The sequence below is a fragment of the Legionella pneumophila subsp. pascullei genome, from assembly GCF_900637585.1.
Classification (GTDB): domain Bacteria; phylum Pseudomonadota; class Gammaproteobacteria; order Legionellales; family Legionellaceae; genus Legionella; species Legionella pascullei.
Map to the genome: position 1 here is coordinate 2,397,885 of NZ_LR134380.1, position 14,874 is coordinate 2,412,758.

Below are 14,874 nucleotides of genomic sequence, written 5' to 3' on the forward strand. Positions count from 1 at the left end.
AATTGATTTTGAGGGTAGTGTTTAAATAACTGTGTCATCTCTCTTAACCGGAGTGTCTAAATCAATTGAACCACATCACTGTTGCTATTAGAATGCGCGAAAATACATTTCGAAAAAAATATGAAGATTACATTAAGCAGGACCCTCAAAACGATGATTTAAAACGAAAGGGTTATACTGCAGTTGCTGCCAAAATAGCCCGTGTGGCTTATGGCATCATTAAAAATGAAACGAATTATCGATGTTACCATGAATCGGTAATACCCAGTGGGAGAATCCCTTCAGTGCGGCCGTAGAGGCTTAGACCTCGTAGATAATGCTTGGAGCTTCCATTGGGACTTTATTTTGTTTTAAGTACAGTAAAGGCCTGGCAATTTGCTCTGGACCTTGTGTCACTATGGTTAAAAAACTCCTATAAAAAATGGAAACCATTGGGATTTATTGAGGTTGCTGTATAAGATTTGCAAACTAAAAATTTAAAAAATTGCTTTTTTCAAAAAAAATTATTGACTCCAGATTTAGTACGTTATCACAATCAAACCCCTTGATTTCAAAAGGCAAATTTTCTTCTATGTTTTGTATACCTTGCATCACCCCGGTCGCTCCTTTATTCCAGGTAGCACGCATTTCTGTCCAGCCACTAAAAATATCGGTCATTGTAATCGACCAGACAAAATTACCCATTAGTGAAGTACCACAATGTGCCACAGTATCTGCTTCCATAAAACCAACTTGGCTCGTGTCCCACTGGTTTGTATTAATCGGAATATGTTTTCTTAAAAGGCTTCCGGGCTTAGTTCCACTTAAACCTTTTCCATAGCGAGATTTAATGGGCTTTAGCAAACGATCAATTGTTGCGACACTCATTGCCAGCAATTGAGCAGATAACTCATCTAATCTGGCCTCATGATGTTTGTGATAATGCGGTAACCATATGGGCAGAGCCTCTTTTAGGCGCTTGCCGCACATCTGATCGGTAGCAAGCCAAATCTTTTTTAGCGGCTCCAACAATATACTTGGCTCATAAATTTTCTTTTTACCTGGTTTTTTAGGCTTTTTATCAGAGATTGGCAACTGTCTTAATAACCTTGCTGCCGCCTTACGATGATAACCTTGCGTTTCGCAAAATTCATCCAAGATACCTTTCTTCACCTCTCGATTACCTCGGCGATAACGCCAACGCTGTGTTTTTAAATATAAATCCATACGTACTTCCCCCATTTTTGCTTTCCTCCTTTCGGCAACAGGTAATTTGAGGCAATTCGCGAAATTGAATATTTTTTACACTTAATGCTTTATTAATACTACACTTCTATAATAAACATACAATTTGAAATATTTATTTCCACAAATGTGCTTGTTTGCACGTTTTAGAATATCAGTTTGGGAGAAACCATAATGCCTAAGTATGTCGAAGGGGTAGAACTAACTCAAGAAGGTATGCATGCTATTTTTGCACGCATGGGGTATGGCGATATTACCAGCGGTAGCATATACAACGGAGTGCCGACGATTAACACAGTAGCCCTCAACAACCAAGGTTTTATGCCTGTATTAACCGGGGTAGGACCACATAGAGACTCCGGCCACTGGATTATGTTAATCAAAGGTCCCGGCAACCAATACTATCTCTTTGACCCACTGGGTAAAGCTTCTGGGGAAGGCTATCAAAATATTTTAGCAGCACAATTACCGATGGGATCTACCCTTTCTGTTATTCCTAATGGTTCTAATTTAAATAGGGGGTTATGCGGCTATTGGGTTGCCTCCGTCGGTTTAAGAGCACACCAGGCATTAAATCAACATAATCCCCCTACTTTGTTGAATCTGGGTCAAACCATTACCGATGAAATGAGGAATGAACTTGATCATGACGGTTATCGAAAAATTACCGGGTGGTTACGAGCCGTTGCTGATGAATTTCCTCACGGTGACGAGCAATTAGATGCAAAAGCATTAAGAGAAGCTACTGAAAAAGATTTAAAGATAGAAATTCCTACACTGGTTCTTCCGGGCAAAGATTCCTCCCCCAAAGAGACGCCTGTCAAACCCACTGCACTGCAAGATAAATCCGTGCCTGTTTGGAATGGGTTTTCATTATATACTGATGATACCGTTAAAGCCGCGGCACAATACGCCTATGACAATTATCTGGGAAAACCATATACCGGACCAGTTGAATCGGAGCCTGCCAATTTTGGTGGGCAAATGGTGTACAGACAACATCATGGGCTTTCTCATACTTTACGTACAATGGCTTATGCTGAATTGATTGTTGAAGAAGCACGTAAAGCCAAATTACGGGGTGAAACATTAGGGAAATTCAAAGACGGACGTACTATTGCTGACGTTACCCCTCAAGAACTGAAAAAAATCATGATTGCTCAGGCTTTCTTTGTCGCAGGAAGAGACGATGAGGAATCCGAAAAAAACTATGCCAAATACCATCAACAAAGCCGGGACGCTTTTCTAAAGTATGTGAAAGAAAATGAATCCACCCTGATTCCTGATGTCTTCAAAGACCAGGAAGATGTTAATTTTTATGCCATGGTCATTGAAGATAAAAACAAAGATTGGGATTCCACTCCTGCACATGTATTGATTAATCAAGGCCATATGGTCGATTTGGTTCGTGTCAAGCAACCACCTGAATCCTATCTGGAAAGTTATTTCAAGTCCATGCAACTCTGGATAGGCACTCAGGCAACGGAGGCTGTTTTTGCGATACAAAGACAGTTTTTTCATGCCACCTATGAAGCAGTTTCAGGCTTTGATTCCAATAATAGAGAAGAACATCTCGTTACCTCTGGCCAATTCCGTTGTGTCATTGGTGAAGATGGTAAACCCGTACGAGAAGCACCCAAAATGGGGCAAAAAGAAGGTAATATAAAATTTTTTCCTCCCACTTACAAACTGAAAGGGAAAGAACAATTTGCATTCGCGAATGCAGGTCTTGGGCGCTATGTCATCGGTGAAGATGGCCAACCTATCCGAAATGAACCTCTAAAAGGTGAGAAACAAGGTACCTTAGCATTTTTCCCTTCTACTTATCAGTTACAAGGAAACGAACGCTTTATGCGTGTCGATGAATATCTCAAACTGGATGAGGTACAACAGCGATTCCCTGGTACTGGTAAACATCTGGAAGGCGGAATACCAGGTATGGGATATATGGATTATATGAATCGACTGAACTCTTTAAACAGGGCAAAGTGTGAAAACGATGTCGATTTTTGTTTAAAACAATTACAAACAGTTCACGAAAAAGCAAAAATCACCCCCATAAAAGATGCTGTTCAACCGAGTAAAAAAATAACAAGGAGAGAACCTAATATCGATGAGATAGCTGCGGCTGGCATCATCAGAGAAATCATGGCCAATCCTGATTCCATTCAGGATGATCATGTGCTCATTAATGGCCAAAAACTGGAAGAGCCATTTTTCCGTGATTTGTTAGCTAAATGCGACATGGCAATAGTAGGATCTTTATTGAATGATAAGGATATATCAAATATAGATAAGCTGATGGAACATGAAAAGAATACAGAATTTCATGAGACAGGAGAAGAGCCCGTTTCGCGTCGCGCTATTGGTAAAGAGTGGGCCGAAAATTATCGTATTGATAAGCATAATCAAAGAAAAACCCCTGAACATTCTATCAAGATGGCTCTTATTCATATGATGCAAGATGGTTCCTGGTACTACAGGAGGCTTAATGCTGTCGCTCAGGGACGAGATACTGGCTCTTCATTCAAAGAAGTTTTGATTTCAGCCCTGATGATACCCTCTACTTTTAAATCATTGACAGACATTCAAGAACCTGAATTTGGTAAAAAAGTGTTACAAACACATCCAACAAAAATTCATAAAGGCTTGATGAGTTTACCACCAGATATCACCCAGAAAATATTAAATCAATCTGAAGCAATTATCGCGAATACTACTATGGGATTATTTTCTGATCCTTCTGCAAAAACCTACCAACAAATAAAAATCAATCAATTCTCTCATTTACTGGCAAGAACATGTTCCAGTACCACGATCGATGAAAATGCCGGAACATTTTTTACCAATGGGGTGGATAATGAGAACAACATAAGATTAGACATTGAAGATCCAGATGGTTTACTAAACGCGAAACGAGTCGGTGGTATTGGTTTAGGTGGTGAGAATGAATACTCAGTCTATTTACCTGATGACGTTGCCTTGATACCTATAGCAGTGAATAAAGGCAATCCTAACGTGATTAGCTTGGTTGCCGTAAAAAGCCCAGACTTTATACCACGACATGAAAGCGGCTATGCAGTTGAACCATTTTTAAGAATGCAAACTGCAAAGTTAGCCGAAATCAAAAGCTCTGTTGAAAAAGCCCAGGGAGTACCTGATCTAAATATGATAATCGATTTACAAAGCGATTTAGGCGCAGTGGAATTTACAGATTTATCCCCTGAATATAAAAGATTTATTAAAAATACAGTCGGCCCTGTTTTGGAAAATTGTCTTTATGGATTCATGGAGGGTGATGCGGTTGTTTTAAGTAAAGCCTTAGCGGCATTTCCATCAGATACACAATGGTCAGCCTTCAATTTTGAAGAAGCAAGGCAAGCCAAAAGACAGATGGATGCCATTAAGCAAATGGTTGGAAATAAAGTGGTGCTTGACGCCTTGACTCAATGCCAGGACGCCATGGAAAAGCAAAACATCGCTGGCGCATTGGATGCACTCAAAAAAATCCCGTCTGAAAAAGAGATGGGTACCATTAGCAGAGAGCTAAGAGAACAAACCCAGCATATAAGACAAGACCTGGAATCATTGCAACGTGCCGTTGTTACCCCGATAGTAACAGATGAAAAGAAAGTAAGAGAACGCTATGATGCTCTGATAGAAAACACATCGAAAAAAATTAACGAGCTTGAAACAGCAAAACTCTCCAATCTTGATACTATCAAGAAAGGCATATCTAACTTGAGCAACATGAAACAAGAAGTAACCGTGTTACGTAATGAAAAAATACGGATGCACAGTGGAACTGATAAAGTTGATTTTTCAGACATTGAAAAACTGGAAAAACAAATACAGGTTATCGATACCAAATTAGCCGATGCTTATTTACTTGAAGTAACCAAACAAGTGTCAGCGCTTGAAAATGAAAAACCCAAAAATCAGCCTGAATTGAAATCAAAGATAGTAAAATTTTTTGATACAACTGCCGATATTGAAGTGTTGCGCAATGAGCGAATCGAAAAACACGGCTCATCAAAAGATCCGCTGGACCTGTCTGATTTGGATAAATTAAGCGGCAACTTACAGCACATTAATCAATCCCTGGTTTCTTCTTTGATAAATACCATCCGGGCTTCCATCAGCCAAATGGAAGCTAAAACTTTCCACATGCAGGAAAAGGAAATACAACAGAATTTTGAGTTACTCGCAAAACTCGAAAAAACATTGGATAAGTCAAAGACATCAGAAAAGCTAAGGGAAGATATCCCCAAACTCAATGACTTGCTGGTTGCAAAACAAAAAACCTATCCTCAAATGGTACAACTGCAACTCAAAAGTGAAGTCTTCATTACCCAATTACGTGAGGTATGTCAAGCTAACTATGACGATCTGGATAAAACAAGAAAAAACAGAATACAAGAGCTGGATCGACTGGACAGAGAAGCTGGAATAACAAGAATGGTAGGCAATATAATCTGGGGCTTTACCAACAAAGTAGGTTTAACCACAGATGAACGGCTTGAAATCAGAACTAAACAGCAATCGCTTGCACGATTCAAAAATGAATTATTTAATGACAAGATTGATACGGATGAGCTGATCTCTAATTTGGCAAGGAAAAGACCTTCTGAACTGCAAGAAGGATTGGGAATATCTGCAGACAATGCGATGGAGTTATATATGCTCTTAACTGATTTAGAATCTAAAACCACTTCGCCAGACAAACTGGAAGAGAGAGCGAAAGCAATCGATGACATTTCCACCAAGATAGGCAGAGAACCTGAGCATTTAAAACTTGTAATGATTGATGTTGATCAAACTGATAAAAAAGCTATGAAATTTTAATTTGCTTTGATCATAATAATATAAATTCCTGATGTCGGGCCAATAAGGCTCGACAGTTCTTCATTTTTTTGCATAGTTCATAAATTGATCTCTATCTTTTGAGAACTTATTTCAAAGATATGTATTTTGTTATTTTTTATAGCTTGGCACCCTCTTAGTATTTTTCCAAATATTACGCCCGAAATTGAATATTTTTTTTACACTTAATACTTTCTTAATACTACACTTCTATAATAAACATACAATTTGAAATATTTATTTCCATAAATGTGCTTGTTTGCACGTTTTAGAATATCAGTTTGGGAGAAACCATAATGCCTAAGTATGTCGAAGGGGTAGAACTAACTCAAGAAGGTATGCATGCTATTTTTGCACGCATGGGGTATGGCGATATTACCAGCGGTAGCATATACAACGGAGTGCCGACGATTAACACAGTAGCCCTCAACAACCAAGGTTTTATGCCTGTGTTAACCGGGGTAGGACCACATAGAGACTCCGGCCACTGGATTATGTTAATCAAAGGTCCCGGCAACCAATACTATCTCTTTGACCCACTGGGTAAAGCTTCTGGGGAAGGCTATCAAAATATTTTAGCAGCACAATTACCGATGGGATCTACCCTTTCTGTTATTCCTAATGGTTCTAATTTAAATAGGGGGTTATGCGGCTATTGGGTTGCCTCCGTCGGTTTAAGAGCACACCAGGCATTAAATCAACATAATCCCCCTACTTTGTTGAATCTGGGTCAAACCATTACCGATGAAATGAGGAATGAACTTGATCATGACGGTTATCGAAAAATTACCGGGTGGTTACGAGCCGTTGCTGATGAATTTCCTCACGGTGACGAGCAATTAGATGCAAAAGCATTAAGAGAAGCTACTGAAAAAGATTTAAAGATAGAAATTCCTACACTGGTTCTTCCGGGCAAAGATTCCTCTCCTAAAGAAGCCCCTACAACACCTACCGCGCCACAAGTAGCACTCAAGCATTCTTTAGACAGTAAGCTATTAGAGAGTGATGATGATGTTCTCGAAACCATAAACTATGTGCATAAAGAATATTTAAACAAAGACTATCCTGGTCCATTAAAAAATCCAAAGGATCCAAAAGAAGGACGCATACCTCCAGACGAGCAGAGCAGGGTCAATCATGGCCTTGCCCATACAGTGCGCACTATGGCTTGCGCTGAGGTAATGATAGAAGAAGCACGTAAAGCTCAACTGAGAGGAGAAACATTAGGCAAAGCAAAAAATGGACAGACTTTAGCTGATGTAACGCCGGAAGAAATGAAAAAAATTCTCATCGCACAAGCTTTTTTTGTGGTAGGAAGAGACGACGAACGCTCTGGGTATGATGAATTCCACAAGAGAAACTTCTATGCGGAATATCATGAAAAAAGTGAGCAAGCATTCAGGAAATACGTTGAAGACAATCAGCTCATCGGCAAAATCTTTAAAGATCAAAAAGAAGTCGATTTCTATGCCGCGATTATTCTCGATAAAGATCATGATTGGAATGCCACTCCAGCACATATCCTGATAAATCAAGGCCATATGGTTGATTTAATGAGAGTAAAAACCCCTAGCGAAGTTACATTAGAGAGAGCTTATAATGCGCTTAAAAATAGCGTCGGTTCGAAAGGAGCCGAGGCCGTTCTTAAAGCTCATCGTGATTTCTTCTTTGCCACTGGTGCCGTTGTTCCTCTAGTTAACCCTGAAGCAATTGAGGACCCCAGTAGAGGCGGACCTTATGAAAATCCCTATAATGGACAAAAATACGTTATTGTAGAAGGTAAGGAACCAAAATCTACAAAAGACTTACAAGAACCTGTAGGTCGTAACTATAAACTGAAAGATAATGAACGATTCCTAACCATAAAGGAATATTACGCTTTTCCTGATGTGCAGCAAACCTATCCTGGTTATAAAACACGTTTGGAAGGGACCTCTTATTATTTACCAACACGATTCGCAAGAGAATGTGAGCAAGACCCCGCAAAATGCCTGGGAGCTATCCAAAAAGCCCGTTCAAAACTACAAACGGATGCCATTAAAAATGGCTTTCAATCCAGCTCTGATAAAGAGAGAAGACAACCCAATATGGATGAAATTGCGGCTGCCCGCATCATTCAGCAAATCTTGGCCAATCCTGATTGCATACATGATGATCATGTGCTCATCAATGGCCAAAAGCTGGAAGAAAAATTCTTCCGTGACTTGTTAGCCAAATGTGAAATGGCTGTTGTAGGCTCACTGCTTAATGACACCGACATAGGAAACATCGATACTTTAATGCGACATGAGAAAGACACTGAGTTTCATTCTACCAATCCAGAAGCAATTCCGGAGAAAATTGGAGAATATTGGATTAAAGACCAAAATGAACATAATAAGAGTGGCAATATCACCCAAAAGAAACACGATTTAATTTTCCTCATGCAAAATGATGCCTGGTACTTTAGCCGAGTCAATGCCATCGCACAAAATCGGGATAAAGGCTCCTCTTTCAAGGAAGTGCTGATTACCACTCTAATGACGCCTTTGACAAGTAAAGCATTAGTGGATACATCAAAAGCCCCTGATCCGGATAGACTGTTTCGTGGATTAAACCTATCAGAAGAGTTTACCAAAGGGTTAATTGATCAAGCGAATGCCATCATTGCTAATACAGAAAATACGCTGTTTACTGATCTCTCTGCTGAAGCCTTTAAACAAATCAAGTTAAATGATTTAAGTAAAATATCCAGCAGAACTAATGCCAGTACGACTACGAATATTAATCTTGTAATAGAAACCTGGGATTCCAATGTCATCTTTGAAATGCTTGACCCGGATGGTTTGCTGCATCCCAAGCAGGTAGGACGCCATGGGGCGGGCACTGAAAGTGAATTCTCCGTTTATTTGCCAGAAGATGTTGCCTTGGTCCCAGTCAAAGTAACCCTTGATGGCAAAACAAAAAAAGGAGAGAATCGATATGCCTTTACCTTTGTTGCTGTAAAAAGCCCGGACTTTATACCACGGCATGAAAGCGGCTATGCGGTTGAACCATTTTTAAGAATACAAGCAGCAAAGTTAGCCGAAGTCAAAAGCTCTTTTGAAAAAGCCCAGAGAGCACCTGACCTTGAGACAATTTTCAATTTACAAAACGAAGTAGAAGCAGTGCAATACTCACACTTATCGACGGCTTACAAAAATTTTCTAAAAAACACCGTTGGTCCTGTTTTGGAAAATAGTCTTAGTGGACTCATGGAGAGTGACCCGGACACTTTAAGTAAAGCATTAGCAGCATTTCCATCTGATGGACAATGGTCAGCCTTCAATTTTGAAGAAGCAAGGCAAGCTAAAACACAGATGGATGCCATTAAGCAAATGGTTGGAAATAAAATAGTGCTTGACGCCTTGACTCAATGCCAGGAAGCCATGGAAAAGCAAAACATTGCTGGCGCATTGGATGCACTTAAAAGAATCCCATCTGAAAAAGAGATGGGTACCATTAGAAGAGAGCTAAGAGAACAAATCCAGAGCATCAGACAAGACCTGGCATCATTGCAGCGTGCCGTTGTTACCCCGGTAGTAACAGATGAAAAGAAAGTAAGAGAACGCTACGATGCCCTGATAGAAAACACATCGAAGAAAATTAATGAACTTGAAACAGAGAAACTACCCAATCTTGATGCTGTCAAGAAAGGCATATCTAACTTGAGCAACCTGAAACAAGAAATAACCGTGTTACGTAATGAAAAAATACGGATGCACAGTGGAACTGATAAAGTTGATTTTTCAGATATTGAAAAACTGGAAAAACAAATACAGGTTATCGATACCAAATTAGCCGATGCTTATTTACTTGAAGTAACCAAACAAGTGTCAGACCTTGGCAACGCAAAACCCAAAAATCAGACTGAATTGAAAGCAAAAATAGCAAAATTTTTTGATACAACTGCTGATATTGAAGCGTTGCGCAATGAGCGAATCAAAAAACACGGCTCATCAAAAGATCCGCTGAACCTGTCTGATTTGGATAAATTAAGCGGTAACTTACAGCACATTAATCAATCCCTGGTTTCGTCTTTGATAAATACCATTCGGGCTTCCATCAGCCAAATGGAAGCTAAAACTTTCCACATGCAGGAAAAGGAAATACAACAGAATTTTGAGTTACTCGCAAAACTCGAAAAAACATTGGATAAGTCAAAGACATCAGAAAAGCTAAGGGAAGATATCCCCAAACTCAATGATTTGCTGGTTGCAAAACAAAAAGCCTACCCTCAAATGGTACAACTGCAACTCAAGAGCGAAGTCTTCGTTACCCAATTACGTGAGGTATGTCAAGCTAACTATGACGATCTGGATAAAACAAGAAAAAACAGAATACAAGAGCTGGATCGACTGGACAGAGAAGCTGGAATAGGAAGAATAGTGGGTAATCTACTCTGGGGCTTTACCAACAAAGTAGGTTTAACCACAGATGAACGGCTTGAAATCAGGACCAAACAGCAATCGCTTGCACGATTCAGGACTGAATTATTTAATGACAAGATTGATACGGATCAGCTGATCTCTAATTTGGCAAGGAAAAGACCTTCTGAACTGCAAGAAGGATTGGGAATATCTCCTGACAATGCGATGGATTTATATATGCTCTTAAGCGATTTGGAATCCAAAACCACTTCGCCAGACAAACTGGAAGAGAGAGCGAAAGCAATCGATGACATTTCCACCAAGATAGGCAGAGAACCTGAGCATTTGAAATTTGTAATGGTTGAAGAAGATGAATCCAATAAAAAAACCATTGGATTTTAATTTATTTTAACCCAAATTACATAAAATTCTGAAGTCGGGTCAATAAGACCCGACTTTTTATTATGGATTTAAACTAAAAGAGAATATGTCCATCTACTGTCAACAAGATTTCGACTAGTTTGCATACAATTTAATTTAGGTATTGATTCTTCTCCCTAGTAGCTACATCGCTTACAAAAGAGTCACTTTGACTTTGCAAATTCAAATTTTTTACATGAGATCATTGACTTATTTAAGACATATCTTCATCCTTTAGATCATTTAGCATTGTTGACATAGGTATAACTAAAGATAACTTTGATATGAAATTCCCACAGTTTCAACAGGAGTGAACTTTTTCATTAATAATGTACGAATTAATAATCTCTAAAAGTAAAGAGTTTTTATTTTTCGTTTTGCCTTTCCACATGGAGTATTGGTTATGTCACTCTCTTCAGTAAAAAAAGTTTATAATATTTATTCTTCTTTTTATGATGTCCTTTTTGGATCTATATTCCATCAAGGCCGCTCTCTATGCGCTAATAAAGTTAATAAAAATGCTGGTCCGAATGCTTCTGTTTTGGAGCTTGGGGTTGGCACAGGATTATCTTTACCCTTTTACCGTCCCGATTTGAACATAACTGGAATCGATATTTCAGAAAAAATGCTAGAAAAGGCTGAAAAACGTATCGTCAAGAAAAAATTAACAACCCATATTGAATTAAAAATTATGGATGCCGCTAATTTGGAGTTTCCAGATAACCATTTTGATTTTGTTGTTGCCATGTATGTTGCGTCTGTTGTCCCTAATATTGATGCTTTCCTAAAAGAAATCTCGCGTGTTTGTAAACCATCAGGCGAAATAATATTTGTGAATCATTTTGCCTCTGAAAAACCTATCCTGCGTTTCCTTGAAAAAAAACTGTCGCATATTGATAATTTTGTAGGATTTAACTCAAATTTTTCTATCCATTCCATTTTAAATTATAAAGAATTTAAATTGCTGGAAACTCAAAAAGTCAATCTTTTTGGCTATTGGAAATTATTACACTGTAAAATAAATTGAAGTTTTACCAAAATACAGATAAGAGTTTTTACTTTTGAGCCAATATCAAAGAACAATAATAAAAATGCATCCCCTTTATTTTATGCGGTTGAATGATAGTGAAACCAATTTTTTCTAACATGTTCTGATATTCTGAGGCCCTTTTCATCACATTCACACCAAAATCATCGTGAAAAATATAACGATATTCCGAGGCAAGGCAGCTGTCGCTGTTATCCTCTTTATAAAATTCGCAAATACCCACTAACCCATTTTTTGGCAAAGCCTGATAAGCCATTCTTAATAATTTTCTGCATACCTGATCATCCCAATCAAACAAAACCCTTGTAAATAAAATGAGGTCATACCCTACTGGAAATGCATCTTCCTCAATAAAATCACCCTCAATCACATGCACTCTATGGTTTAATTTTCTCGATTCAATATTTTTTCTTGCCATTGCTGCAGACATCGGCAAATTGTAGACTGTCGCTTTTAAATGTGGATGTTTTTTAACAAAAGTACATGCCATAGTTCCATCACCACCACCCACATCCAAAAGATTATTGATCTTTTTAAAATTGATAGCTTCTAATAAACAATCAGTGGGCTGTTCAGCAGTTCTTGTCATCCAATCCTCAAGCCACGCTGCTTCTCCCTGAGTTTTCGGAGGCCAGGAAACACTCGTCTTGACTTTTCCAAAGCGCAATACATCAGTCAGATTTTCCTCTGCACTAACAAGCCAGGTCTTAAAAAACATTTCCATGGCTGGGAATTCTTCACTCTGGATTAACTCAATGAATTCCTCGGGTAATTGATAAGCTTGCTGACCATTAATCTTGATTTGTATTAAAAAATGCTCCGAACTAAGAAGATGCAGCCATTTCCTGGCCCTTATCGGCGTTAATTGTAATTTTTCTATAATATCCTTTTCCAAAACCCATGTCTTATTTTCAAATAAAGAAAATAAATTGACACCAAACATGGCTTCAACCAATTTAAGTCTGGTACCAGCAGCTACAAGAGAAAAATAATTTTCATAAAAATCGGCATTAGGCCTCACCTTTTTCTCTTGAGTTAAACCAGCCTCTTCCTCTTTATTCTCATTTTTTTTCTGATTGGGGAAAAATTTCTGTGACCATGCCTTTATCCACGATATTAAAGCGTTCATCCCACAATCTTCACTTAAAAGTATTATTAATATGAGAATAGAACAGGACTTACGAAAAAGCCCAAGGTCAAGGTAAAAAATGTTTTTAATGAGGGAGTTTAAATAAAATAAAATAAATGACTGAATTAAACATTTTTTAACAAAGAGATTGTGTTTTTTCGTAAGTTCTGTAGAAGAGAAAAACCCTTTCAGCTAGTTCCCTCGAATAACACAATGGTTACGATAAGTAGGCAAATGCAAATATTATTCAGTGTAATAATCCGCATTTGCTACTTAAAAAATGACTGTTGGTTAGGCTTTTACATAGGGCTGGCAACACTACTGCTTAACTCTGACTGCTCCCATTCGCTCTCTTCAATATCATCAAGCTCCTCTTCTGACGAAGGATCCAGATAATTCCGTCCAATAATCTTACAAAGTTTCTTCTTATCATCCTCACATAAATAAGCAGCCAAAGCTTCAAGAGGATTACAGTCAGTAGAGTCTGTTTTAGTTTCAGATGGCCAATCATCATAAATTTTCCAATGGTCAACAATAGCCATGTAAAGGCTGTTAATCAGATATTTAGTATTATTTAATTTCTGTAAAAGAATCTTTTCATCAAGATCTCTTGGCAAAGAAAACAATGACAAAGCGAATCCCATCCAGCCTGTGGCTGTTGACTTGGCCTTTTTAGGTTCAACCTGAGCGAAATCCTCATAACATTGCCGAATACGAACAATCAAATCTTCTTGATAAGACTGATATTTCTCAGGCAATTTGGCATCAATAAATAACCACTCCAATTTTTGCAGCTTGCTTATCGCTTGTTTCACCTCATCACAATACTCCTCACTTATTTTCAGTAATCGGATGGTATCTCCGGATAAAGCTTCAATTTCTTGTGGAGGTAATGTCCAATGTAATTGGACTCCCGCATCTTGTAAATCCCGATAATGAACAACCGCACCGGAAGATTTTTTATGTTCACGTAATGGTCCACTGCTATGCAAATAAATTCTTTCCATTTTACCACTGTATCTTGGTACGGTAGGATGTTTACCCTCTTCAGTGATTCGGGCAATTTGCTCTTGAGACAGTATGCCTTTTAGCAAATCAATCATCAGTGATTTACAAGTGTAGGATTGATTTAAAGCGGGGCCCCACAGGGTAAATGACAAATTTAATTCAAATGGTTTCAACCTGGGCTGATGGCCTTTTTGTTTTGCCTTGATTTTTTCCAAAGCAAAAATTAAAGGAGAATAATCTTCATGCTCATAAATACGGTATTTTTGTTTGCCGGCAATCCCCTGTGATTCAACAACCTCCTTAACGGCTTGTTTCTGTTCTTCCAGCATTGTTTTGCATTTTAACTGCAATAAATCAAATTTTTCCCTGGTTAACTCAAAAGTAACTCCATGTAAACCATAGCCTACATCTAAATAACGCAGTTCTTCATGCCGTAACATGCCATGATTGCCCTTCAAATCAACATCCAAACCCAACTTGATTTTCAGTTTACTTAACCACGTATCGCGAACAGTAGATGGCACCCCATAAAAACCCCAATTATCGACTACCTCAATCCTTCCATTGTCATCCCATTGAGATAATAAAATGCAACTATGCCAAAAAGGATTACCACTAAACTCATGATCCATTGCACAATAGGTAACTGCATATCTCATTATTTTATCCTTAAGAAGATTGATTAAGAACATCTGCATGGATAACCAGGCAAAATCCAGAGATTGATTAGCTGAGAACAGTGAATTGGTTGAAACTGACTCACATAATACAATCCTATGAAACTATTACAGATC

7 protein-coding genes are annotated in these 14,874 nt (G+C 38.4%); 4 read left to right on the forward strand and 3 right to left on the reverse strand.

The features are described 5' to 3' along the window. Positions 1 to 92: 92 nt before the first annotated feature. A complete protein-coding gene (locus tag EL201_RS10785) occupies positions 93 to 296 on the forward strand; it encodes a hypothetical protein (protein ID WP_050598286.1) in 204 nt (67 codons plus the stop codon). 172 nt (positions 297 to 468) lie between these two features. Here EL201_RS10785 and EL201_RS15760 read toward each other — a convergent pair whose 3' ends face one another. Then, entirely contained in the window at positions 469 to 1,221 is a 753-nt protein-coding gene (locus EL201_RS15760; RefSeq protein ID WP_192875224.1) for a hypothetical protein, read from the reverse strand. Positions 1,222 to 1,398: 177 nt separating this feature from the next. Here EL201_RS15760 and EL201_RS10795 point away from each other — a divergent pair, with 177 nt between their 5' ends. From EL201_RS10795 to pmtA, 3 genes are all read left to right on the forward strand, one after another. Next, entirely contained in the window at positions 1,399 to 6,069 is a 4,671-nt protein-coding gene (locus tag EL201_RS10795) for a SidE phosphodiesterase domain-containing protein (RefSeq protein WP_061773174.1), read from the forward strand. A 314-nt stretch (positions 6,070 to 6,383) separates the two neighbouring features. After that, on the forward strand, positions 6,384 to 10,877 hold the full coding sequence (locus tag EL201_RS10800; RefSeq protein ID WP_061773173.1) for a SidE phosphodiesterase domain-containing protein: 4,494 nt from the start codon (positions 6,384 to 6,386) through the stop codon (positions 10,875 to 10,877). A gap of 421 nt (positions 10,878 to 11,298) precedes the next feature. After that, on the forward strand, positions 11,299 to 11,922 hold the full coding sequence (gene pmtA, locus EL201_RS10805; RefSeq protein WP_027222262.1) for a phospholipid N-methyltransferase PmtA: 624 nt from the start codon (positions 11,299 to 11,301) through the stop codon (positions 11,920 to 11,922). A gap of 28 nt (positions 11,923 to 11,950) precedes the next feature. On the opposite strand, the gene EL201_RS10810 is transcribed toward pmtA, so the two are convergent. Both EL201_RS10810 and EL201_RS10815 read right to left on the reverse strand, forming a co-directional pair. Further along, positions 11,951 to 13,072 (reverse strand): methyltransferase, encoded by a 1,122-nt coding sequence (locus tag EL201_RS10810; RefSeq protein WP_027222263.1) that lies wholly within the window; start codon positions 13,070 to 13,072, stop codon positions 11,951 to 11,953. Positions 13,073 to 13,371: 299 nt separating this feature from the next. Beyond that, positions 13,372 to 14,820 carry a hypothetical protein gene (locus EL201_RS10815; RefSeq protein WP_080273063.1) on the reverse strand — a complete coding sequence of 483 codons (1,449 nt, stop codon included), beginning with the start codon at positions 14,818 to 14,820 and terminating at the stop codon, positions 13,372 to 13,374. Positions 14,821 to 14,874 lie beyond the last annotated feature (54 nt).

Coding starts and splice junctions, on each gene's coding strand:
- EL201_RS10785 (WP_050598286.1), top strand. CDS start 93: ATGCGCGAAAATACATTTCGAAAAAAATATGAAGATTACATTAAGCAG.
- EL201_RS15760 (WP_192875224.1), bottom strand. CDS start 1,221: ATGGGGGAAGTACGTATGGATTTATATTTAAAAACACAGCGTTGGCGT.
- EL201_RS10795 (WP_061773174.1), top strand. CDS start 1,399: ATGCCTAAGTATGTCGAAGGGGTAGAACTAACTCAAGAAGGTATGCAT.
- EL201_RS10800 (WP_061773173.1), top strand. CDS start 6,384: ATGCCTAAGTATGTCGAAGGGGTAGAACTAACTCAAGAAGGTATGCAT.
- pmtA (WP_027222262.1), top strand. CDS start 11,299: ATGTCACTCTCTTCAGTAAAAAAAGTTTATAATATTTATTCTTCTTTT.
- EL201_RS10810 (WP_027222263.1), bottom strand. CDS start 13,072: ATGAACGCTTTAATATCGTGGATAAAGGCATGGTCACAGAAATTTTTC.